This window comes from Pseudomonas sp. VMV1 (assembly GCF_056790235.1).
Window position 1 is genome coordinate 62,032 of record NZ_JBXGSE010000008.1, and the last position, 21,172, is coordinate 83,203.

Annotated in this window: 17 protein-coding genes, 2 tRNA genes and 1 pseudogene; 6 read left to right on the forward strand and 14 right to left on the reverse strand. The window is 65.8% G+C overall.

The features are described 5' to 3' along the window. Positions 1-50: 50 nt before the first annotated feature. From urtE to ACUCV0_RS20495, 3 genes are all read left to right on the forward strand, one after another. Positions 51-749 carry an urea ABC transporter ATP-binding subunit UrtE gene (gene urtE / locus ACUCV0_RS20485; protein WP_482213546.1) on the forward strand — a complete coding sequence of 233 codons (699 nt, stop codon included), beginning with the start codon at positions 51-53 and terminating at the stop codon, positions 747-749. Positions 750-883: 134 nt separating this feature from the next. After that, positions 884-1,324 carry a type II 3-dehydroquinate dehydratase gene (gene aroQ, locus ACUCV0_RS20490; RefSeq protein ID WP_482213547.1) on the forward strand — a complete coding sequence of 147 codons (441 nt, stop codon included), beginning with the start codon at positions 884-886 and terminating at the stop codon, positions 1,322-1,324. Between the two features lie 4 nt (positions 1,325-1,328). Continuing rightward, positions 1,329-2,183, forward strand: a complete 855-nt coding sequence (locus tag ACUCV0_RS20495; protein WP_482213548.1) for a shikimate dehydrogenase — start codon at positions 1,329-1,331, stop codon at positions 2,181-2,183. A gap of 153 nt (positions 2,184-2,336) precedes the next feature. On the opposite strand, the gene ACUCV0_RS20500 is transcribed toward ACUCV0_RS20495, so the two are convergent. After that, on the reverse strand, positions 2,337-4,604 hold the full coding sequence (locus ACUCV0_RS20500; RefSeq protein ID WP_434775143.1) for a YgiQ family radical SAM protein: 2,268 nt from the start codon (positions 4,602-4,604) through the stop codon (positions 2,337-2,339). A gap of 607 nt (positions 4,605-5,211) precedes the next feature. On the opposite strand from ACUCV0_RS20500, the gene ACUCV0_RS20505 reads away from it, so the two are divergent. Further along, complete coding sequence (locus ACUCV0_RS20505) at positions 5,212-6,588, forward strand: amino acid permease (RefSeq protein ID WP_482213549.1); 1,377 nt, start codon at positions 5,212-5,214, stop codon at positions 6,586-6,588. Positions 6,589-6,694: 106 nt separating this feature from the next. On the opposite strand, the gene ACUCV0_RS20510 is transcribed toward ACUCV0_RS20505, so the two are convergent. The 10 genes from ACUCV0_RS20510 to rnr form a co-directional block, all read right to left on the reverse strand. Continuing rightward, a complete protein-coding gene (locus tag ACUCV0_RS20510) occupies positions 6,695-8,176 on the reverse strand; it encodes a glucosyltransferase domain-containing protein (protein WP_482213550.1) in 1,482 nt (493 codons plus the stop codon). 80 nt (positions 8,177-8,256) lie between these two features. Next, the gene (locus tag ACUCV0_RS20515; RefSeq protein ID WP_059316382.1) at positions 8,257-9,273 is read right to left on the reverse strand and encodes a D-alanine--D-alanine ligase; all 1,017 of its coding nucleotides are present in this window, start codon (positions 9,271-9,273) and stop codon (positions 8,257-8,259) included. Beyond that, positions 9,273-10,667 carry a replicative DNA helicase gene (gene dnaB, locus ACUCV0_RS20520; RefSeq protein WP_017642919.1) on the reverse strand — a complete coding sequence of 465 codons (1,395 nt, stop codon included), beginning with the start codon at positions 10,665-10,667 and terminating at the stop codon, positions 9,273-9,275. Before dnaB ends, ACUCV0_RS20515 begins: the two co-directional genes overlap by 1 nt. Positions 10,668-10,817: 150 nt before the next feature. Then, positions 10,818-11,264 (reverse strand): 50S ribosomal protein L9, encoded by a 447-nt coding sequence (gene rplI, locus ACUCV0_RS20525; protein ID WP_059231672.1) that lies wholly within the window; start codon positions 11,262-11,264, stop codon positions 10,818-10,820. 20 nt (positions 11,265-11,284) lie between these two features. Next, a complete protein-coding gene (locus tag ACUCV0_RS20530) occupies positions 11,285-12,175 on the reverse strand; it encodes a hypothetical protein (RefSeq protein WP_482213551.1) in 891 nt (296 codons plus the stop codon). Positions 12,176-12,210: 35 nt separating this feature from the next. Then, entirely contained in the window at positions 12,211-12,441 is a 231-nt protein-coding gene (rpsR, locus tag ACUCV0_RS20535) for a 30S ribosomal protein S18 (protein WP_059316384.1), read from the reverse strand. Between the two features lie 26 nt (positions 12,442-12,467). After that, a complete protein-coding gene (rpsF, locus tag ACUCV0_RS20540) occupies positions 12,468-12,884 on the reverse strand; it encodes a 30S ribosomal protein S6 (protein WP_007161146.1) in 417 nt (138 codons plus the stop codon). 182 nt (positions 12,885-13,066) lie between these two features. Then, positions 13,067-13,441 (reverse strand): response regulator, encoded by a 375-nt coding sequence (locus ACUCV0_RS20545; protein ID WP_007161147.1) that lies wholly within the window; start codon positions 13,439-13,441, stop codon positions 13,067-13,069. Positions 13,442-13,574: 133 nt separating this feature from the next. Next, positions 13,575-14,324, reverse strand: a complete 750-nt coding sequence (rlmB, locus tag ACUCV0_RS20550; RefSeq protein ID WP_059316385.1) for a 23S rRNA (guanosine(2251)-2'-O)-methyltransferase RlmB — start codon at positions 14,322-14,324, stop codon at positions 13,575-13,577. After that, entirely contained in the window at positions 14,321-17,131 is a 2,811-nt protein-coding gene (rnr, locus tag ACUCV0_RS20555; RefSeq protein ID WP_482213552.1) for a ribonuclease R, read from the reverse strand. Before rnr ends, rlmB begins: the two co-directional genes overlap by 4 nt. Before the next feature lie 209 nt (positions 17,132-17,340). Between rnr and ACUCV0_RS20560 the strand changes: the two genes are divergently transcribed. Together ACUCV0_RS20560 and ACUCV0_RS20565 are read left to right on the forward strand one after the other, a co-directional pair. After that, a tRNA-Leu gene (locus ACUCV0_RS20560) sits at positions 17,341-17,427 on the forward strand. Between the two features lie 112 nt (positions 17,428-17,539). Next, a tRNA-Leu gene (locus ACUCV0_RS20565) sits at positions 17,540-17,626 on the forward strand. An 89-nt stretch (positions 17,627-17,715) separates the two neighbouring features. Here the strand turns inward: ACUCV0_RS20565 and ACUCV0_RS20570 are convergent. The 3 genes and pseudogenes from ACUCV0_RS20570 to ACUCV0_RS20580 all read right to left on the reverse strand — a co-directional run bounded on the left by ACUCV0_RS20570 (position 17,716) and on the right by ACUCV0_RS20580 (position 21,144). Further along, positions 17,716-18,387, reverse strand: a complete 672-nt coding sequence (locus ACUCV0_RS20570) for a methyl-accepting chemotaxis protein (protein WP_420480527.1) — start codon at positions 18,385-18,387, stop codon at positions 17,716-17,718. Positions 18,388-18,573: 186 nt separating this feature from the next. Beyond that, positions 18,574-19,650 (reverse strand): annotated as a pseudogene (locus tag ACUCV0_RS20575) (HAMP domain-containing protein); the annotation flags it as partial. 198 nt (positions 19,651-19,848) lie between these two features. Further along, a complete protein-coding gene (locus ACUCV0_RS20580; RefSeq protein WP_271653207.1) occupies positions 19,849-21,144 on the reverse strand; it encodes an adenylosuccinate synthase in 1,296 nt (431 codons plus the stop codon). Between the last annotated feature and the right edge of the window lie 28 nt (positions 21,145-21,172).

Here is a 21,172-nt window from a genome sequence, read left to right on the forward strand (position 1 = left end):
TCGGCAGGCCACCCAGCCTGTCAGAGACCAGACAACCGGCCGAGGCCCCCATGCTCCAGGTCAACGAACTTCATCAGTACTACGGCGGCAGCCACATCCTGCGAGGCCTGTCCTTCGACGCACCCATCGGCGAGGTCACCAGCCTGCTCGGCCGCAACGGCGTCGGCAAGACCACCCTGCTGCGCTGCCTCATGGGCCTGATCCCGGCCAAGCGCGGCAGCGTCACCTGGGAAGGCCAGGACATCACCGCCCGCAAGCCGCACCAACGGGTGCAATCCGGCATCGCCTACGTGCCCCAGGGCCGCGAGATCTTCCCGCGCCTCACCGTCGAGGAAAATCTGCTCATGGGCCTGTCGCGCTTTCCCGCCCGGGACGCCCGCGAGGTGCCGGAGTCCATCTATGAACTTTTCCCCGTGCTCCGGCAGATGCGCCAGCGCCGTGGCGGCGACCTCTCCGGCGGCCAGCAACAGCAACTGGCGATCGGCCGCGCCCTGGCCAGTCGCCCACGACTGCTGATCCTCGACGAACCCACCGAGGGCATCCAGCCCTCGGTGATCAAGGAGATCGGCACCGTCATCGCCCACCTGGCCAAGCGCGGCGACATGGCCATCCTGCTGGTGGAGCAGTTCTATGACTTCGCCAGCGAACTGGCCGACGGCTACCTGGTGATGTCCCGTGGCGAGATCGTCCAGCGCGGTCGCGGTGCCGACATGGAGGCCGAAGGGGTGCGCGGACTGGTGGCGATCTAGGCCTCCAGGGCCGATAATCGAACGCTTCCGGCGCAACACCCCGGCGGCGGATTGACGAAATTAACCAGCTGGTACATTTTCTCTGCAACGCCGGACGCTGGTCCGCCCGGCCAGATGACAACAGAGAGAACGCCATGTCCCGCCGCATCCTGGTCCTCAACGGCCCCAACCTCAATCTGCTCGGCACCCGGGAACCCGCCACCTACGGCCACGAGACCCTGGCCGACGTCGCCGAGCTGTGCGCGACCACCGCCGCCGAGGGCGGCTACGAGGTGGACTTTCGCCAGACCAACCACGAAGGCGAATTGCTCGACTGGATCCACGCGGCCCGCGGCGCCTACGCCGGGGTGGTGATCAATCCCGCGGCCTGGACCCACACCTCGGTGGCCCTGCGCGATGCCCTGGTGGCCAGCGAACTGCCGGTCTACGAGGTGCACCTGTCCAACGTCCATCGCCGCGAAGCCTTCCGCCACCATTCCTATGTCTCGGGCATCGCCGTCGGCGTCATCTGCGGCCTCGGCAGCCAGAGCTATCGTGCCGCCATCAGCGCCCTCATCGCCCACCAGGGAAACTAAGTCCATGACCGCACCCACCTCCGTCCTCGCCGGCCTCATCGGCGCCGGCATCCAGGCCTCGCTGACGCCCGCCATGCACGAACGCGAAGGCGACGCCCAGGGCCTGAGATACCTCTACCGCCTGATCGACCTGGATGCGCTCGGCCTCGGCGCCGACGCCCTGCCCGAGCTGCTGCAAGCGGCCCAGCGCACCGGCTTCACCGGTCTCAACATCACCTTCCCCTGCAAGCAGGCGATCATCCCGCTGCTCGACGACCTCTCGCCCGAGGCGCGCGGCATCGGCGCGGTAAACACCGTGGTGCTGGCCGACGGCCGCACCGTGGGCCACAACACCGATTGCCTGGGCTTCGCCGAAGGCTTTCGCCGCGGCCTGCCGGACGTGGCCAAGCGCCTGGTGGTGCAACTGGGCGCCGGTGGCGCTGGCAGCGCCGTGGCCCATGCCCTGCTCGCCGAAGGCGTGGACCAGCTGTTCATCTTCGACGTCGAGGTCGAGCGCGCCCAGGCCCTGGTGGACAACCTGACCCGCCACTTCGGCCCCGGTCGCGCCGCGGTCGGCACCGACCGGGCCGCCGCCGTGGCCGCCGCCGATGGCCTGGTCAACACCTCGCCGGTGGGCATGGCCAAGCTGCCCGGCCTCCCGCTGCCTGCGGAGCTGCTGCACCCTGGCCTCTGGGTCGCCGAGATCATCTACTTTCCGCTGGAAACCGAACTGCTGCGCCAGGCCCGCGCCCTGGGTTGCCGCACCCTCGACGGCGGCACCATGGCGGTGTTCCAGGCGGTCAAGGCCTTCGAACTCTTCAGCGGCCGCACCGCCGACGCCGACCGCATGCAGGCCCACTTCGCCGAATTGCGCGGATAAATCCCAGCGTTGGGCTTCGCTGCGCTCAACCCAACCTACGCCATCTGTAGGTTGGGCTGGGACAGCCCCACCGTCGAAGTCCAACCCCCCCCACCTGACCTATCACCCATAAAAAAGGGGAGGCCTCGGCCTCCCCTTTATCATCTCATCGCCTCAGCGCGGCATATTCGGCTGGCGCCGCGACTTCTTGCGCGGACCGCCCTTGGCGTAGCCGGCGGCCTGGCCTTCCTGGCCCTTGTCCCAGGCTTTGCTGCCGTCGCTGGCGCGGGGCGGCAGACCGGTATGCTGGGTGAGGATGCGGCCACCGCCTGTCCCGGTTTTCTTGCTGCCCACCGGGGTGGAGTTCTTGCGCCGCGCGCTTTGGTAGCTGCCATCGCCCACCGGCTGGGTGGCCGGGATCAGCTGGTGCTTGCCCGGACCGATCAGGTCGGCGCGGCCCATCTCCTTGAGCGCCTCGCGCAGCATCGGCCAGCCCTTGGGATCGTGGTAGCGCAGGAAGGCCTTGTGCAGGCGGCGCTGCTGGTCGCTCTTGACGATGGTCACGCCGTCGCTCTTGTAGGTGACCTTGCGCAGCGGATTCTTGCCCGAGTGGTACATGGCCGTGGCGGTGGCCATGGGCGAAGGATAGAAGGCCTGGACCTGATCCGCGCGGAAGCCGCTGCGCTTGAGCCACAGGGCGAGGTTCATCATGTCCTCGTCGGTGGTGCCCGGATGCGCGGCGATGAAGTAGGGAATCAGGTACTGCTCCTTGCCCGCCTCCTTGGTGTACTTCTCGAACATCTGCTTGAAGCGGTCATAGCTGCCGATCCCCGGCTTCATCATCTTGTCCAGCGGACCGCGCTCGGTGTGCTCGGGCGCGATCTTCAGGTAGCCGCCGACATGATGGGTGACCAGTTCCTTGACGTACTCGGGCGACTCCACGGCCAGGTCGTATCTCAGCCCCGAGGCGATCAGGATCTTCTTCACCCCCGGCAACGCCCGCGCCTTGCGGTACAGCTCGATCAGCGAGGAGTGATCGGTGTTGAGGTTCTCGCAGATGCCGGGGAACACGCACGACGGCTTGCGGCAGTGACGCTCGATCTCCGGGTCCTTGCAGGCGATGCGGTACATGTTGGCGGTCGGCCCGCCAAGGTCCGAGACCACCCCGGTAAAGCCCGGCACCTTGTCACGCATCTCCTCGATCTCGCGGATGATCGAGTCGTGGGAACGATTCTGGATGATCCGCCCTTCGTGCTCGGTGATGGAGCAGAAGGTGCAGCCACCAAAGCAGCCGCGCATGATGTTCACCGAGAAGCGGATCATCTCGTAGGCCGGGATCTTTTCCTTGCCATAGGCCGGGTGCGGCACGCGCGCATAGGGCATGCCGAACACATAGTCCATTTCCTCGGTGGTCATGGGGATGGGCGGCGGCGTGAACCAGACGTCCACGTCGCCATGCCGCTGCACCAGCGCACGAGCGTTGCCCGGGTTGGTTTCCAGGTGCAGCACGCGGTTGGCGTGGGCATAGAGCACCGGGTCGTTGCGCACCTTCTCGAAGGACGGCAGGCGGATCACCGTCTTGTCGCGGGTCATGCGCGGGCTTTCCAGCAGCTGCACCACCTTGGCTTCGTTGGGATCCTCGACCTCGCCCTTGGCCTGCTCGATGGCACAGGCCTCGGTGTCCTGCGTGTTCACGTAGGGATTGATGATCTTGTCGACGCGGCCGGGACGGTCGATGCGGGTCGAGTCGACCTCGAACCAGCCGGCTGGGGTATCGCGGCGGACGAAGGCGGTGCCCCGCACATCGGTGATGGACTCGACGCGCTCGCCACGCGACAGCCGCTGGGCGATCTCGACCACCGCCCGCTCGGCGTTGCCATAGAGCAGGATGTCGGCGGTGGCGTCCATCAGGATCGAGCGGCGCACCTTGTCCTGCCAGTAGTCATAGTGGGCGATCCGGCGCAGCGAGGCCTCGATGCCGCCAAGCACGATCGGCACGTGGCTGTAGGCCTCCTTGCAGCGCTGGCTGTAGACCAGGCTGGCGCGATCCGGACGCTTGCCGGCGACATTGCCCGGGGTATAGGCGTCGTCGGAGCGGATCTTCTTGTCGGCGGTGTAGCGGTTGATCATCGAATCCATGTTGCCCGCGGCCACCCCGAAGAACAGATTCGGCTCGCCGAGCTTCATGAAGTCGTCCTTCGACTGCCAGTCCGGCTGGGCGATGATGCCCACGCGGAAGCCCTGGGCCTCCAGCAGCCGGCCGATGATGGCCATGCCAAAGGACGGATGATCGACGTAGGCGTCCCCGGTGACGATGATGATGTCGCAGCTGTCCCAGCCGAGTTGGTCCATCTCCGCCCGACTCATGGGCAGGAAAGGCGCCGGACCAAAGCACTCGGCCCAGTATTTCGGATAGTCGAACAGCGGCGTGGCGGCTTGCATGGCAGCTTCCGGGAAAGGGGTGTTTTTGGGAGGGCGCGAAGAATAGCACAAAAAATGACCAGTTCAGCCCCCGGACATCGATTGCCTTTGGCTATCAAGCGGCTGCCCTGGCCCTGCCCTCACTCCAACCCTCTCCCCGCGGGAGAGGGAGCAAAAGCCCCCGGTGTACCTGCTTTCTCCCTCACTCATTGGGAGAGGCCCGGGGTGAGGGACGCTCACCGGCAATGCCTTTCCGTCGTAGGGTGGACAACAGCGCAGCCTTGTCCAGGCGCTACCTCCCGTGATAGCGAGGACGAAGGACACTCCGCAACAATCCCCCCACCGAAGCACGCTCTTCCCCCTCTCCCCCTGGGAGAGGGCCAGGGTGTGGGGCAATACACTTCCGCCGTAGGGTGGACAACGGCGCAGCCTTGTCCACGCGCTATCTCCCTCGATAGCGAGGACGAAGGACACTCCGCAACAGCCCCCCTACCGAAGCACGCTCTTCCCCCTCTCCCCCTGGGAGAGGGCTGGGGTGAGGGTCCCCTGGGCACCAGGACCAGGCCCCTGGCGACAGGAGTGCTACCATAGCCGCCCGCCCCTCTCTGCCACCGAGACACCCCCGTCCATGTCCCAGCCCCAACCCGCCGCCGGCCAGTTGCAGCGCGGCCTGAAGAATCGTCATATCCAGCTGATCGCCCTCGGCGGGGCCATCGGCACCGGCCTGTTCCTCGGCTCGGCCGGGGTACTCAAGTCGGCCGGACCGGCGATGATCCTCGGCTACGCCATCGCCGGCTTCATCGCCTTCCTGATCATGCGCCAGCTCGGCGAGATGATCGTCGAGGAGCCCGTGGCCGGCTCCTTCAGCCACTTCGCCAGTCGCTACTGGGGCCGCTTCCCGGGCTTTCTCTCCGGCTGGAACTACTGGGTGCTCTATGTACTGGTGGGCATGTCCGAACTCACCGCAGTGGGCAAGTACGTGCAGTACTGGTGGCCCGAGGTGCCGACCTGGGCCAGCGCCCTGGTGTTCTTCGTGCTGGTCAACGCCATCAACCTGTTCAACGTGAAGGCCTTCGGCGAGACCGAATTCTGGTTCGCGCTGATCAAGGTGGTCGCCATCCTCGGCATGATGGCCTTCGGCCTCTGGCTGCTGATCAGCGGTAGTGGCGGGCCCGAGGCCTCGGTGAGCAATCTCTGGAGCCATGGCGGCTTCCTGCCCAATGGCTGGAGCGGCCTGTTCGCCGTGCTGGCGATCATCATGTTTTCCTTTGGCGGCCTGGAGCTGGTGGGCATCACCGCCGCCGAAGCCGACCAGCCGCGCACCGTGATTCCCAAGGCCATCAACCAGGTGGTCTGGCGCATCCTGATCTTCTACGTCGGCGCCCTGACCATCCTGCTGTCGCTGCACCCCTGGGACGAGCTGGTGCACAGCATCGGCGCCGGCGGTGACGACTATGCCGGCAGTCCCTTCGTGCAGACCTTCGCCCTGCTCGGCAGCGACACCGCCGCGCACCTGCTCAACTTCGTGGTGCTGACCGCGGCCCTGTCGGTCTACAACAGTGGCGTCTACTGCACCAGCCGCATGCTCTACGGCCTGGCCGAACAGGGCGATGCCCCGCGCGCCCTGCTGCGCACCAATCGCCAGGGCGTGCCCCTGCTGGGCATCGCCGTGTCCTCGGCGGTGACCCTGCTCTGCGTGGTGGTCAACTACCTGCTGCCGCAGAATGCCCTGGAGCTACTGATGTCGCTGGTGGTGGCCTCGCTGGTGATCGCCTGGGCGCTGATCAGCCTGACCCACCTGAAATTCCGCGCCGCCCAGCGCCAGGCCGGCCGCCAATCGCACTTCCCGGCCTTCTGGTCACCGGTGGTCAACTGGCTGTGCCTGGCCTTCGTCGGCATGATCCTGGTGCTGATGCTGCGCATCCCCGGCATCGCCGTGTCGGTCTATGCCATCCCGGTCTGGCTGGCCTTCCTGTTCCTCTGCTACAAGCTGCGCCGGGGCTGATCGCCTTCGTCCCCGTAGGTTGGGCTGAGCGAAGCGAAGCCCAACACCTGCATCAGGCACCGCTCGTTGGGCTTCGACGATGGAGCCGTCTCAGCCCAACCTACCCCTATTCGAACGGCACCCAGGGCCGCTGCGGCTTCATGATGATGCAGCCGTCCTCGCCCACCGCCCAGATGTCATAGAAGCGATTGTCCACCAGTCGCGTGGCGGCGCCGGGCACGGCCACGCGCTGGCTGCAGCTGTCGCTGTCGGCATCGTCGATCACGCCCAGGTCCAGCAGCCGCTCGGCGATCATGAAATTGCCTGGCGACAGGCCGAGGATGAAGGGCAAGGCCGGCAATTGCTCGAAGGTCTTCTGCGCCAGCGGCAACCAGGCCACTTCCAGCGGACCACCGGTCCAGAGCATGCGCTTGAGCGGCCGCAGCTCCGGACGACTGCTGAGGTCATGGTGCAGCTCCTGGACGAAACCGCGCTCGAAGCTCTTCTGCGCCGAGAGCACCTGCCCATAGGCATAGGCCAGCGACAGCATCCACAGCACCGGCAGCACCAGCAGCCAGGTCAGCCGAGGATGAAGGCGCCCCAGCAGTTCGTGGGCCAGCAACAGCGCCAGGGTCAGGATTACCGCCAGACCCATCAGGGTCCGGGCTTCGAGGATGAAGTCGCTGAACAGCAGGGTGATGCCGGCCACGCAGAAGGCCAGCACCGGCAGGGTCGCGCCATACAGCAGCAGGGTCAGCAACGCCCGCCGTCCGTAGGCCCGGGCATAGCCCAGGGCGCCCAGGCCGTAGCCGATCATGGCCAGGCCACCGAACAGCCACCACAGCCAGAGGTTGCCCGGGGTGATCAGCAGGCCAACGCTGTGCAGCACCTCGCCCAGCCGGTGCCAGAGCTCGGGCAGCACCTGGCCGCCCACACCGGCATGCCGGGTGGTCGCCATCAGCTGGTAGGCGGTGAGGTAGTAGAGCCCACAGCCCAGCAGCAGCTGCAGGCCCTGGCGCACGACCAGGCGCAGAGCCTGCTCAGGCGACTCACGGCGCTGCACGACGCGGACCAGCTCCAGGCAGCAGAGGCCGATGAAGACATTGAGTGCCACTTGGTAGAAGGCGATGGCCGCCGCCAGCAGCGCCGCCGGTACCAGCAGGGCCAGCGCCGTATGGCGACTGCGAAAGATCACCGCGTAGATCACCGCCACCAGACTCAGGGCCATGGTCGGGCCATCGTACTGGTAGGTCAGATTGCCCAGCCAGAACGGCGAGAACCACAGCGGCAGGAGAGCCAGACACTGGGTCGGTCGCGGCGCGCCGAAGCAGTGCCGTGCGAGATCGGTCAGCGCCCAGGCCGCCGCGGCGCAGGCGATCAGCAGCGGCAGGGGAAACAGATTGAGGGTGCTGCCACTGAAGGTCAGCAGCCGATAGAAGACCTCGGTGAGCACCCGCCCCTGCTGGCGCCATTCAGGCCCGTTCTGCAACTGGATACGCCAGTTGTCATCGACATAGGGAAAGTCGACCAGGATGAAGGGCAGGACGAACAGCAGCAACGCAGAGAAGAACAATGCCCGGGTCTGCACCGGGGTCAGCGTCTGGGGCATGGCGGCGGATCCGAATCCGGCTTCGACACGGGACGCAGCCGCCACCACCCGAAGCGATAGCGGCGCCGGCTGCGGAAGGGTCAGTCCTGCAGGGCCAGCCGGCAGATCCGCTCGCAGAGCTCGTCGAAGTCGATGCCCATGGCCGCGGCCGATTGCGGCAGCAGGCTGGTGGCGGTCATCCCCGGCAGGGTGTTGACCTCCAGGCACCACAGCTGTCCTTCGGCGTCCAGGCGGAAGTCGGCGCGGCTGTAGCCATCGAGCTTGAGCGCCCGGTGCGCGGCCAGGGCCAGCCGGCGCGCTTCCTCGGCGATCTCGGTCGAGACCTCGGCCGGAAACACTTCCACCGCGCCCTTGGGCTGGTACTTGCTGGTGTAGTCGAACACCCCGCTCTGGCCGAGGACGATCTCGCCCACCGCCAGCGGCTGGTCGCCCAGCACGCCCACGGTCAGCTCGCGACCGGCGACGAAACGCTCGATCATCACCTCGCGGTCATAGCGCAGCGCCAGCTCGATGGCGGGCTGTAGGTCCTCGGCACGGCTGACCTTGCTCAGACCCACGGTGGAGCCCTGCTGGCTGGGTTTGACGATCACCGGAAAGCCCAGGGTCTCGGCCACGGTCGCGGCGTCCACGGGCGCCATCAGCCAATCGGCGGTGGGTACCCCGGCAGCACGGAACAGCCGCTTGCTGAGGTCCTTGTCCATGGCCACGGCGCTGCCCACCCGGCCGCTGCCGGTGTAGCGCAGCTCGGCCAGGTCGAGCAGGGTCTGCAGCGTGCCGTTCTCGCCGGTCCCACCGTGCAGGGCAAGGAACAGCAGATCCTGGTCGCCCAGCTGGGCGCGGCTGAGCACCGCACCGGCATCCTGGCCGCGCATCCGCACCAGCGCGGTCCGCTCCGGCGGTTCGAGGCCGACGCGGGCTTCCAGCAGCGCCCGCTCGGCATCTTCGTCGAGCAGACCCAGGGCGGTGTCCACGGTCACCACCTGGTGCCCGCGCCGGCGCAGGGCCGCCACCACCTGGGCACCGCTGGCGATGGACACGTCGCGTTCTTCGCTGGTGCCACCGAGCAGGACCGCGATCTTCAGCTTGTCCTTGACCATCATTCGTCCTCGAAAACGTAGCTGCCGGGCGCGAGATTCTCGAACCGGGTGTATTTGCCGATAAAGGCCAGCCGCGTGGTGCCGATCGGGCCGTTACGCTGCTTGCCGATGATGATTTCCGCCACGCCCTTGTACTCGGTCTCCGGGTGATACACCTCGTCCCGGTAGACGAACATGATGACGTCGGCGTCCTGCTCGATGGCGCCCGATTCACGCAAGTCGGAGTTCACCGGCCGCTTGTTCGGCCGCTGCTCCAGCGAGCGGTTGAGCTGGGAAAGGGCCACCACCGGGCAGTTGAATTCCTTGGCCAGGCCCTTGAGCGAGCGGGAGATCTCGGAGATCTCGTTGGTGCGGTTCTCGCCGCTGCTGCCGCCGATCTGCATCAGCTGCAGGTAGTCCACCATGATCAAGGCCAGGTCGCCGTGCTCGCGCACCAGGCGACGGGTCCGGGCGCGCATTTCCGAAGGACTGATGCCGGCGGTATCATCGATGAACAGCTTGCGGTCGTTGAGCAGGTTGACCGCCGAGGTCAGCCGCGGCCAATCGTCATCGTCCAGCTTGCCGGAGCGCACCTTGGTCTGGTCGATGCGACCGAGGGACGACAGCATCCGCAGCACGATGGAGTCGGCGGGCATCTCCAGGGAGAACACCAGCACCGCCTTGTCGGTACGCAGCACCGCGTTCTCCACCAGGTTCATGGCGAAGGTGGTCTTGCCCATCGACGGGCGACCGGCAACGATGATCAGGTCCGCCGGCTGCAGGCCGCTGGTCTTCTCGTCCAGGTCGGCGAAGCCGGTGGAGACGCCAGTGATGGCATCGCTGGAGTTGAACAGGGTATCGATGCGGTCGATGGCCTTGGTCAGGATGTCGTTGACCCCGATCGGACCACCGGATTTCGGCCGCGCCTCGGCGATCTCGAAGATCTTGCGCTCAGCTTCGTCGAGCAGCTCGTTGGCCCCGCGCCCTTCCGGGTTGTAGGCGCTGTCGGCGATGTCGGCGCTGATGCCGATCAACTGCCGCAGGGTAGCCCGCTCGCGCACGATCTGCGCGTAGGCCTTGATGTTGGCCACCGAGGGGGTGTTCTTGGCCAGCTCGGCCAGATAGGCCAGGCCGCCCACCTGGGGCAGCTGGCCTTCGTTGTCCAGCTGTTCGGACAGGGTCACCACGTCGAACGGCTGGTTGCGCTCGGCCAGACGGGCCACGGCGCGGAAAATGAGTCTGTGGTCGTGGCGATAGAAGTCGCCATCGGACACCTGATCGAGCACACGCTCCCAGGCATTGTTGTCCAGCATCAGACCACCCAGTACGGCTTGCTCGGCCTCGATGGAATGCGGCGGAACCTTGAGGGCAGCGGTCTGCAGATCGTACTGCTCGGGCAGGGAAATCTCGTTCATGCGCAGGTCTTGGGCCCCCATTGCGGGCGGCGAAATGATTTTTCGGACGGCAGAAAAGACAAAGGGCACGTCACTGCCTTGGCAATGACGTGCCCGATTGTCGACAGACCGGCGCCGGGGCGCAAGTCCGCCAGTCAGGCGACGGCGCGCTTATTCAGCGACAACGACGACCTTGACGGTGGCTTCGACGTCGGTGTGCAGGTGCACTTCGACATCGTATTCGCCGGTGTTGCGCAGCGCGCCGTTGGGCAGGCGAACTTCGCTCTTGTCCAGCTCGACGCCAGCGGCGCTGACGGCTTCGGCGATGTCGCGGGTGCCGATGGAACCGAACAGCTTGCCCTCGTCGCCGGAGTTGGCGGCGATGGTCACGGTCAGTTCAGCCAGCTTGGCGGCACGGGCGTCGGCCTGGGCCTTCTTCTCGGCAGCCTGCTTTTCGAGCTCGGCGCGACGAGCTTCGAAAGCCTCGACGTTGGCAGCGGTAGCTGCGGTGGCCTTGCCCTGCGGCAGCAGGAAGTTACGAGCGTAACCGCCCTTGACGTTCACTTTATCGCCCAGGTTGCCCAGGTTGGCGATCTTTTCCAGCAGGATGACATCCATTGAGTCTTTCCTCTTAACTTTTAACCTTCACCGTCCGCGGGCCCCTGCGGCTCTTGCGCAGACCGCCCACGAAAATCGAACACGCTATCGATCACAGCCAGAATCACCAACAACGGATAGATCAACTGCCCAAACAGCAACAGCGTCACGTACAGCCCCACCAGCCAGAAACCCGCCAGGCGCTTGACCGCCACCAGCCCGTGTAGCAGGGCGATGCCGGCGAAGGCCAGCGGCACGCTGCACAACGGGGTCAGCAGGCCAAGCCCGCTGCCCAGGTTCGGCGCCAGCACCAGCAGGGCCAACAGGCCGAGCGCGATGGCCGGACGCAGACGCAGCACGCGAAACTCGCGGCCGAACCCCTTGGGGTTGTACAGCGCCGCCTGCCAGTAGCGCCCCAACATCAGGCACAGCAGGCAGGTGATCTGGAAGAACGCCGCCATCAGACCGGTCAGCACGGGCAGCAGCGACTGCTGCAACTGCGCCTGCTTTTCCGGCGGCAACTGCGCCGCGCTCGGGCCCAACACCTGGGGCAGCAACCGGCGGATTTCCTCCGCCAGCTGCGCGATGCCCTCGGCATAGACCTGTCCCAGCACCAGGGCGAAGATCAACCCCAGAGGGACGCTGGCCAGTAGCACCCGCGTCCAGGACAGGCTCTGGCGCAATACCGCCGCCAGAAGCGTCGAACCCAGCAACACCAGCACGATGCTGGCATCACCCAGATACAGCCAGAACAGCGCTGGCAGCAGGGCCCAGACCAGCACCCCGGCCGCCGCGGCAGGTCCCCGGCGCAACAGCACCAGGCTGCCACCGGCAGCGGTCATCCAGTACAGCAGCGGCACGACTGCACCCAGCACCACCACGAGGGTGGCCTGAGTACGGCCGCGCATGATGAACTCAGCCAGAGGCCGCATGCCGTGTTTATCCGTTATTCGTGATCAGGCGTCGATCAACGACCGTGGCTGTCGGTGTAGGGCAGCAGGGCCAGGTAACGGGCACGCTTGATGGCGGCGCCCAGCTGACGCTGGTACTTGGCCTTGGTGCCAGTGATACGGCTCGGGACGATCTTGCCGGTTTCGGAGACGTAGGCTTTCAGGGTGTTGAGATCCTTGTAGTCGATCTCTTTCACGCCTTCGGCGGTGAAACGGCAGAACTTACGACGACGGAAGAAACGTGCCATGACAATGATTCCTCGCTAGATCCAGATTACTCGGCGCTGTCGGCGTCGTCGGAGTTGCCTTCGGCGGACTCGGACTCGGACTCGGCAGGACGCTCGCGACGCTCGCGACGCTCGTTGCGGTTTTCTTCGGCCTTGAGCATCTCGGATTGACCGGTGACGGCCTCGTCACGGCGCAGGATCATGTTACGGATCACGGCGTCGTTGTAGCGGAAGTTGTCTTCCAGCTCGGCCAGGGCCTTGGCGCTGCACTCGATGTTCATGAGTACATAGTGAGCCTTGTGAACGTTGTCGATGGCGTAAGCCAGCTGACGACGGCCCCAGTCTTCCAGGCGATGGACTTTGCCACCGTCTTCTTCGATAGCCTTGGTGTAGCGCTCGACCATGCCGCCCACCTGTTCGCTCTGGTCCGGATGAACCAGGAACACGACTTCGTAATGACGCATTTAATGCTCCTTACGGGTTGCAGCCTGCCGCGGAAACGCGGTCAGACAAGGAGTGAATAGTTCGGATGACTTGCCCAGCGGAATGCGGACGCACTCCGGGCAAGGGGCAACATTCTAGAGAAGGGCGCCGAGGGGCGCAACCGCAGGCATGACCGGCGCGACCGCCGGGCAGCCACTGGCACTCAGCGTTGCACGTCGGCCAGGGCCTGGCGGATCTTGTTCAGATCATAGGGCTTGATCAGCACCCCGACCCGCGCTTCCATGCCTGGTTCGCGCTCGAAGGCATAACCCGAGGCGACGACGATGCGCAGCGTCGGATCCATCGCCAGGGCGCGCCGGGTCAATTCGATCCCGGACATGCCGCCCAGCCCTATGTCGGTGAACAGCACATCGTGTTCACGTTGCGGCAGCAACTCCAGGGCAGCTTCCGCCGAGGCGACGGCCGTGACCTGATGGTCCAGCTCCTCGATGACTTCCGTGGTCAGCATGCGCAACGTGGCATCGTCTTCGACAAGCAGCACTCGCAAGCCTACCGGCTCTTGGATCTCCTGACTCACGCGGGCATCCTCCTGTTGACAGGCCTCGCCCCGGGGTTTCCCGAGGCGAGCCCGATATTCTGCGCACTGCAGCGCGTTTCGTATAGTCCAACACGCGCCGCGCAGGTGCCCAGACGTTTCCTCATGTTCACCGTCAGGAGGCTTTGGTACGCCGCTGACGCACGGCCTCGAATAGGCAGACACCGGTCGCGACCGAGACATTGAGGCTGCTGACACTGCCTGCCATCGGCAAACGAGCCAGATGATCGCAATGTTCGCGGGTCAGCCGACGCATGCCCTTGCCCTCGGCACCCATGACCACGACCGTTGGTCCGCTCATATCCACCTCATAGATCTCCTGGGTCGCCTCACCGGCGGTCCCGACGATCCACAGGCCGCGCTTCTGCAGCTTTTCCAGGGTACGCGCCAGGTTGGTGACGGCCACCAGCGGCAACACCTCGGCAGCACCACAGGCCACTTTGCGCACCACCGCGGTCAGGGTGGCGGACTTGTCCTTGGGCACGATCACCGCCAGGGCCCCGGCGGCATCGGCACTGCGCAGGCAGGCACCGAGGTTGTGCGGATCGGTGACGCCATCGAGTACCAGCAGCAGCGGCGGACCTTCGGCCCGGTCGAGCAATTCCTCGAGCATGGCCTCGCCCCAGACCTGGCTGGGACTGACCTGGGCCACCACGCCCTGATGCACGCCCTCGGCCAGCTCATCGAGCAGCGCCCGCGGCTTGGTTTCCACCGCCAGGCGCTGACCGGCGGCCAGCTCCAGCAGGGCCTCGACTCGCGGTTCGCGCCGCCCTTCGGCGATCCAGAGTTGCTTCACCCGCCGCGGATGGAAGCGCAGCAGCGCTTCCACGGCGTGGATACCGTAGACGGTTTCCAGCTGGCTCATGCGTCATCCTTGGGGCGCGACTGACCCTTGCGATGAGGCTTCTTGGCCTTGGTCCTGCTCTTGGCCGCGGCCTGAGCCTGGCCTTCGGCCTTGGGCTTGGCCGCGGATTTCTTCTTGGCGGCAGCGGCCTTGGACTTCTTGACCTTGGCCTCCACCGCGGCAGCGCCTTCGGCGGCGGCATCCGGTGCCTGGCGCCCTGCCGGAGCCGTACGCGCCTTGGCCGTGGCACTGGCCTTGCCCTTGTCAGCCTTACCCTTGTCAGCCTTGCCCTGGGCCGTGGTCTTGCCCTGGGTACCGGCCTTGCTCTGACCGCTGGACTTGCCCTTGGCCTTGGGCTTGCCGCCCTCGACCTTGGCTTCCGCCAGCAGCGCCTGCTTCACCGCGCGACTGCGCTTGACGTCGGTATTGCCCAGCAGCTTGTCGGCCTGCTCCAGCAGTTCTGGCGATACCGAGGTAGCCGGTGCTTCTGGCGTCGGGGCGACGGCCTGCGCTTCCGCTGGCGCCTCGCGGCGACGACCGCGACTGTCACGCTTGCGACGCGGCTCGCGCTCTTCCCGCACACGCGGCGCCCCGGCACTGGCCGGCAGCACGAAGTCGATCTTGCGTTCGTCCAGGTCGACGCGAGCCACCACCACCTCGAGGGGATCACCCAGGCGATAGCTGCGGCCGCTGCGCTCGCCGGAGAGGCGATGGTGAACGCTGTCGAAGTGGTAGTAATCGTCGGGCAGCGCGGTGACGTGCACCAGGCCCTCGACGAAGACCTCGGACAGCTCGACGAACAGGCCGAAACCGGTCACCGCGGTGATGACGCCGGCATAGGTTTCGCCGACGCGATCCTTCATGAACTCGCACTTGAGCCAGTTGGAGACGTCCCGCGTGGCTTCGTCGGCGCGGCGCTCGGTCATGGAGCACTGCTCACCGAGCTGATCCAGGCGCAATTCGTCGTAGGGATAGATGCGCGCCTTGGCCATGCTCGTCGCGCCTGCGCGCTTGACGTGCTTGGTCTCCAGCTTGGAGCGGATCACGCTACGGATCGCCCGATGCACCAGCAGATCCGGATAGCGCCGGATCGGCGAGGTGAAATGGGTATAGGCCTCGTAGTTGAGACCGAAGTGACCGTTGTTGTCCGGGCTGTAGACCGCCTGGCTCAGCGATCTGAGCATCACCGTCTGGATCAGCCGGAAGTCCGGCCGCTCGCGGATCTGCTGCAGCAGCGCCTGGTAGTCCGACGGCACCGGATTGGCCTTGCCCTTGGTCAGGGACAGCCCCATTTCGCCGAGGAACTGGCGCAGATTGGTCTGCTTTTCCAGGGGCGGCGCGTCATGCACCCGGTACAGGGCCGGCACCTTGTGCTTCTCGAGGAATTTCGCAGTGGCCACGTTGGCGCACAGCATGCATTCCTCGATCAGCTTGTGGGCATCGTTGCGCTGGGTCGGGCGGATCTCGGAGATCTTGCGGTCGGCGCCAAAGACGATGCGGGTGTCCTGGGTGTCGAAATCGATGGCACCCCGTACGTGACGGGCAGCCAGCAGCACCTTGTACAGGCTGTAGAGCTGCTCCAGGTGCGGCACCACCTCGCCGAGCTGCTTGCGCAACTGCTTGCCTTCGGTCGACTTGGGCTGCTCCAGCACCGCCGAAACCTTGTTGTAGGTCAGGCGCGCGTGGGAGTGGATGACCGCCTCATAGAACTGGTAGCCGGTCATGCGCCCGGAAGCGGCGATGGTCATCTCGCAGACCATGGCCAGGCGATCCACCTGGGGATTGAGCGAGCAAAGGCCGTTGGACAGGGCTTCCGGCAGCATGGGGATAACCCGCTCGGGGAAATACACCGAGTTGCCGCGCTTCTCCGCCTCGGCATCCAGCGCCGAACCGACCTTGACGTAGTGGGAGACGTCGGCGATGGCGACGTACAGCCGCCAGCCGCCCGACTTCTTGGCCTCGGCATAGACGGCGTCATCGAAGTCGCGAGCGTCTTCGCCATCGATGGTCACGAAGGGCAGCTGACGCAGGTCGATGCGCTTCTGCTTGTCCTTCTCCTCGACCTCGGGCTTGAGCTTGGCGGCTTCCTTCTCGACGGCCTTGGGCCATTCGTTGGGGATGTCGTAGCTGCGCAGCGCCACCTCGATCTCCATGCCGGGCGCCATGTAGTCGCCGAGGATCTCGACCACCTCGCCCTGGGCCTGACGGAAGGTGGTGGGCCATTCGTCGATACGCACCTGCACGAACTGACCATGAGCGGCGCCGCCGTGCTTGCCTTCGGGCACCAGTACCTGCTGACCGATCTTGGGATTGTCCGGCACCACGTAGGCCAGGCCGCTCTCCTGGAAGAAGCGACCGACCAGGGATTCGTGCGCCCGGGTGACCACCTCGACCAGGCCGCCTTCGCGGCGACCGCGACGATCATGGCCGGCAACCCGCGCCAGGGCGATGTCGCCATCGAACACCAGGCGCATCTGCGACGGGCTGAGGAAGAGGTCGTCGCTGCCGTCGTCGGGGATCAGGAAGCCGAAGCCATCGCGATGGCCGGCGATGCGTCCGCGCACCAGGTCCAGCTTGTCGATGGGCGCATAGGCGCCACGGCGGGTATAGATCACCTGACCATCGCGCTCCATGGCACGCATGCGGCGCCGCAGGGCTTCGAGCTGGTCCTCGGTGACGAGGCCGAATTCCTCGGCCAATTGAGGCCGTGTGGCCGGAGCGCCGCGATCGGCGAGATGAGCCAGAATGAGTTCGCGACTCGGAATGGGGTTATCGTACTTTTCCGCTTCCCGGGCGGCCTCGGGATCGAGGGATTGCCAATCGGCCATCAGTCTGGGGTTACCTTCTAAGTCTAGGTTCGGTAGGAGCTGCCATGGAGCCTATTGAAACGTGAAAACAGCGCAATAGTTAGCCTGGCATGCTCAATAAAATATTTTTCACAGCAGGGGTTTACAAGCAAACGCCCCCTGAGTAAAGTGCCGCCCCACGACGCCGTGAGCAATCACGACGCCGGAGATGAGCAATCATCGCCTTGAGTGCCCAGGTGGCGGAATTGGTAGACGCACTAGGTTCAGGTCCTAGCGGTGGCAACACCGTGGAAGTTCGAGTCTTCTCCTGGGCACCACTCATTATAGTCGATCGATTTGCAGATCGGTCGACGAAAAGCCGGCGCTAGCCGGTTTTTTAATCCTGAAACCCGCAAGGGTGACAGGAAGCGATCAGAAGTCGCACTGCAGGCCCAGGTGGCGGAATTGGTAGACGCACTAGGTTCAGGTCCTAGCGGTGGCAACACCGTGGAAGTTCGAGTCTTCTCCTGGGCACCAATACCAAGCGGACGATCCCTGATCGGACGCAACAGAAAAAACCGGCTTCGGCCGGTTTTTTCTTGCCCGCGAAAAGGCGCGGGCCTCCCCTACGCCTTGAATTGTCCCAGACTGCCGCGCAGCTGCGCAGCCAGTTCCGCCAGGGTACGACTGCTGTCCGCAGTAGCCGCCACCGACTCGGCTGCACGCAGCGCCTCGCCATGGATGATCTCGACTCGCTGCCGCACCGCTGCGGCACCCGCCGCCTGGCGCTGGGCGGCCTGGGCAGCCGTGCTCATGCTGGCATGTACCTGATCCACTGCGCGATGGACATCCTGCTGGATGCGCTTGCTGTCGCGCAGCACGGCCAACCCGCTGCTGGCCTGCTGCCGCGCCTCGCCTATGGCGGCGACGGCCTCGCGCGCCCCTTCCTGCAGTCCGGCGATGTGCGTCCGGATGCTGCCGGTGGATTCCTGGGTCTTGCTGGCCAGCGCCCGCACCTCGTCGGCAACCACCGCGAAGCCACGGCCGCTCTCGCCGGCTCTGGCCGCCTCGATGGCCGCATTGAGCGCCAGCAGATTGGTCTGCTCGGCGATCCCGCGGATCACGTCCAGCACCACCTCGATCTGCTCGCTTTGCGCGGCCAGCCGCTCGATCACCTGGGCACCCGATTCGACCTGGGTCACCAGCCCCTCGATACCTTCGGCCACCTCGGTGGCGATCCGGGCATTGCTCTGCGCAGAGCTGCGGATGGCTTCCACCTGCTGCAACGCGCCCTGCATGGCCAGGCTTTCGCCCTCGGCCTCCGCGGCGATGCCGGACAAGGCCTCCAGGCTGCGGGCCACCTCTTCGCGCTGACGCAGCGCTGCCGCTTCGGCGGTGGCGCTGCTGCCGGCCAGGCCACGAATTTCCTCGCCGGTACGTGCGGCGACGCCATGGGCCTCGCCCACCAGCGGCTGCAATTTGGCCAGGAAGCGATCGACCGCTCCACCCAACGCCTGGATCTCATCGCCCTGCCCCAGCTGCAGGCGGCGGGTCAGATCCCCCTCCCCGGCCGCCAGATCGTCCAGCGCCCGCTGCAGCACGCCGATCCGGCGCAGCACCCGCCGACCCAGCACCAGCGCCACGGCCACGACCATCACCACGCCAACCACGATCAGCCCCAGGGCGATCTGCCAGCGCAGCGCGCCCGCCAGGGCGACGACCGTCTCACCGGCATTGCGGCTCATGGCCAGGGCGGCCTGACGGGTACCTTCCAGACGCGTCGCCAGAGTCGCGGCACTGCCCTTGGCGGCTGCCGTCACGCTACTGGAGACCAGACCGCCGGCGTCCTCGACTAGGGTCTTGAAACTCTGGTCCAGGGCCGCGCCAGTACGCTCGATGACCTGGGTGGAAAAGCCCACCACCACCTTGCCGATTTCCACGCCGTTGGGACTGATGGAGGCATCCACGCGATAGACCGACGGATCCCGGGTCGCGGCATCCAGCACCTTGGCCAGGGCGCCCTCGCCCTGGCCCATGGCGAGCAGGCGCGCCACGCGCTCATCTTGACGATTGAGATAACGAGTCAGATTCTGGCCTTGGGCATCCTGGAAGACCACGAACAGCACCTCGGGATTGCCCTGCGCCCGGCGCGCCAGGTCAGACAGCGCCGGCACATCGGCATCCCACATCGCCTTGGGCGCCACACCCGCCAGCAACTCGGCCAGATTCTGCGCATTGCTCTTGAGGGTAGCGGTCAGGGTTTCACCCACCTGCTGCCGCTCGCGCGCCAGGCGTTGCGCAAGCCCCTCGGCCAGCCGCGTGCGGGTCTGCCCGGCCAGCTCGGCAAGACTGCCATCCACCTCGCCTCCGGCCTGGCGCAGGGTATCGGCGAGCTGCTCGGATTCACCGGACAGGCGCGCAGCCAGACCGGACTGCAGGCCCTTCACCGCATCCTGGGTCAGCCATAGCGCCAGGCCCACCTGGAGAACGACGGCGAGCAACAGACTGATGAATACCGGCAGCAACAGACGGCTGCGCAGCAGCGACAAGAGAAACGACATGGGGGTCTCCAGCGGCGAGGGACATTTACAGGCTGTCGGCCAACTCGAGAAGAGCTGGAGCCGCAGCGATAAATAGCCATAGCACTATGCTGGCCATTTCGGACCAGCGGCCGTCCCCGACCTACCAGCGTCTCTCGCACCCCGAAAACAGAAAAGCCCCGCGGGGCGGGGCTTTTCAGGCTGCATCCTTTTAGCGCATCAGGCGAAAGGATGGCGCAGCACGATGGTTTCCTTGCGATCCGGACCGGTCGAGACAATGTCGATCGGCGCCTCGACCAGCTCGGCGATGCGGCGGATGTAGGCCTGGGCATTGGCCGGCAGCGCCTCGAGGCTCTGGGCGCCTACGGTGGATTCGCTCCAGCCCGGCATGTCTTCATAGACCGGCTGCAGACCGATGTAGCTGTCTGCGTCGGTGGGCGCCTCGGTCAGCAGGTTGCCGGAAGCGTCCTTGTAGCCGGTGCAGATGCGCACGGTTTCCAGGCCATCGAGCACGTCCAGCTTGGTCAGGCACAGGCCGGAAATGCTGTTGATCTCGATGGAGCGACGCAGGATGACGGCGTCGAACCAACCACAACGGCGCGGACGGCCGGTAACGGAACCGAATTCATGTCCCTGCTTGGCCAGATAGGCACCGGTCTCGTCGAACAGTTCGGTCGGGAAGGGACCGGAGCCGACGCGGGTGGTGTAGGCCTTGGTGATGCCGAGGATGTAGTCCAGGTACAGCGGACCCACGCCGGAACCGGTCGCCACGCCACCGGCGGTGGTGTTGGAACTGGTGACGAAGGGATAGGTGCCGTGGTCGATGTCCAGCAGGGTGCCCTGGGCGCCTTCGAACATCAGGTTCTCACCGGCCTTGCGCAGCTCGTGCAGACGGCTGACGACATCCATGACCAGCGGCTGCATGACCTTGGCGTGCTCCATGGCCTCGTCGTAGGTCTTCTGGAAATCCACCGGCGGCTCGTTGAAGTAGTTCTGCAGGACAAAGTTGTGGTAGTCCAGCACTTCCTTGAGCTTGACGGCGAAACGCTCCGGGTGGAACAGGTCGCCGACGCGCAGACCGCGACGGGCGATCTTGTCTTCGTAGGCCGGACCGATGCCACGACCGGTGGTGCCGATCTTGGCTTCGCCGCGGGCCTTCTCGCGGGCCTGATCCAGAGCCACGTGATAGGGCAGGATCAGCGAGCAGGCCGAGCTGATGCGCAGGCGCTCGCGCACCGGTACGCCACGGGCTTCCAGCTCACCGACTTCCTTGAACAGGGCTTCCGGCGAGAGCACCACGCCATTGCCGATCAGGCACTGGGTGTCGGCGCGCAGGATGCCCGAGGGAATCAGCCGCAGGATGGTCTTCTGACCATCGATGACCAGCGTGTGGCCGGCGTTGTGGCCGCCCTGATAACGCACCACGGCAGCGGCCTGGTCGGTCAGCAGGTCCACGATCTTGCCCTTGCCCTCATCACCCCACTGGGTGCCCAGGACGACGACGTTCTTACCCATAACCTTATCCCCTGTCAGGAAGATTTCT

Bases quoted from the DNA above. Each gene is read 5' to 3' on its own strand.
- urtE (WP_482213546.1), top strand. From the start codon at position 51: ATGCTCCAGGTCAACGAACTTCATCAGTACTACGGCGGCAGCCACATC.
- ACUCV0_RS20515 (WP_059316382.1), bottom strand. From the start codon at position 9,273: ATGGTCAAGGACAAGCTGAAGATCGCGGTCCTGCTCGGTGGCACCAGC.
- rplI (WP_059231672.1), bottom strand. From the start codon at position 11,264: ATGGATGTCATCCTGCTGGAAAAGATCGCCAACCTGGGCAACCTGGGC.
- rnr (WP_482213552.1), bottom strand. From the start codon at position 17,131: ATGGCCGATTGGCAATCCCTCGATCCCGAGGCCGCCCGGGAAGCGGAA.
- dnaB (WP_017642919.1), bottom strand. From the start codon at position 10,667: ATGAACGAGATTTCCCTGCCCGAGCAGTACGATCTGCAGACCGCTGCC.
- rlmB (WP_059316385.1), bottom strand. From the start codon at position 14,324: ATGAGCCAGCTGGAAACCGTCTACGGTATCCACGCCGTGGAAGCGCTG.
- ACUCV0_RS20570 (WP_420480527.1), bottom strand. From the start codon at position 18,387: ATGCAGGGCGCGTTGCAGCAGGTGGAAGCCATCCGCAGCTCTGCGCAG.
- ACUCV0_RS20530 (WP_482213551.1), bottom strand. From the start codon at position 12,175: ATGCGGCCTCTGGCTGAGTTCATCATGCGCGGCCGTACTCAGGCCACC.
- aroQ (WP_482213547.1), top strand. From the start codon at position 884: ATGTCCCGCCGCATCCTGGTCCTCAACGGCCCCAACCTCAATCTGCTC.
- rpsF (WP_007161146.1), bottom strand. From the start codon at position 12,884: ATGCGTCATTACGAAGTCGTGTTCCTGGTTCATCCGGACCAGAGCGAA.
- ACUCV0_RS20510 (WP_482213550.1), bottom strand. From the start codon at position 8,176: ATGCCCCAGACGCTGACCCCGGTGCAGACCCGGGCATTGTTCTTCTCT.
- ACUCV0_RS20500 (WP_434775143.1), bottom strand. From the start codon at position 4,604: ATGCAAGCCGCCACGCCGCTGTTCGACTATCCGAAATACTGGGCCGAG.
- rpsR (WP_059316384.1), bottom strand. From the start codon at position 12,441: ATGGCACGTTTCTTCCGTCGTCGTAAGTTCTGCCGTTTCACCGCCGAA.
- ACUCV0_RS20495 (WP_482213548.1), top strand. From the start codon at position 1,329: ATGACCGCACCCACCTCCGTCCTCGCCGGCCTCATCGGCGCCGGCATC.
- ACUCV0_RS20505 (WP_482213549.1), top strand. From the start codon at position 5,212: ATGTCCCAGCCCCAACCCGCCGCCGGCCAGTTGCAGCGCGGCCTGAAG.
- ACUCV0_RS20580 (WP_271653207.1), bottom strand. From the start codon at position 21,144: ATGGGTAAGAACGTCGTCGTCCTGGGCACCCAGTGGGGTGATGAGGGC.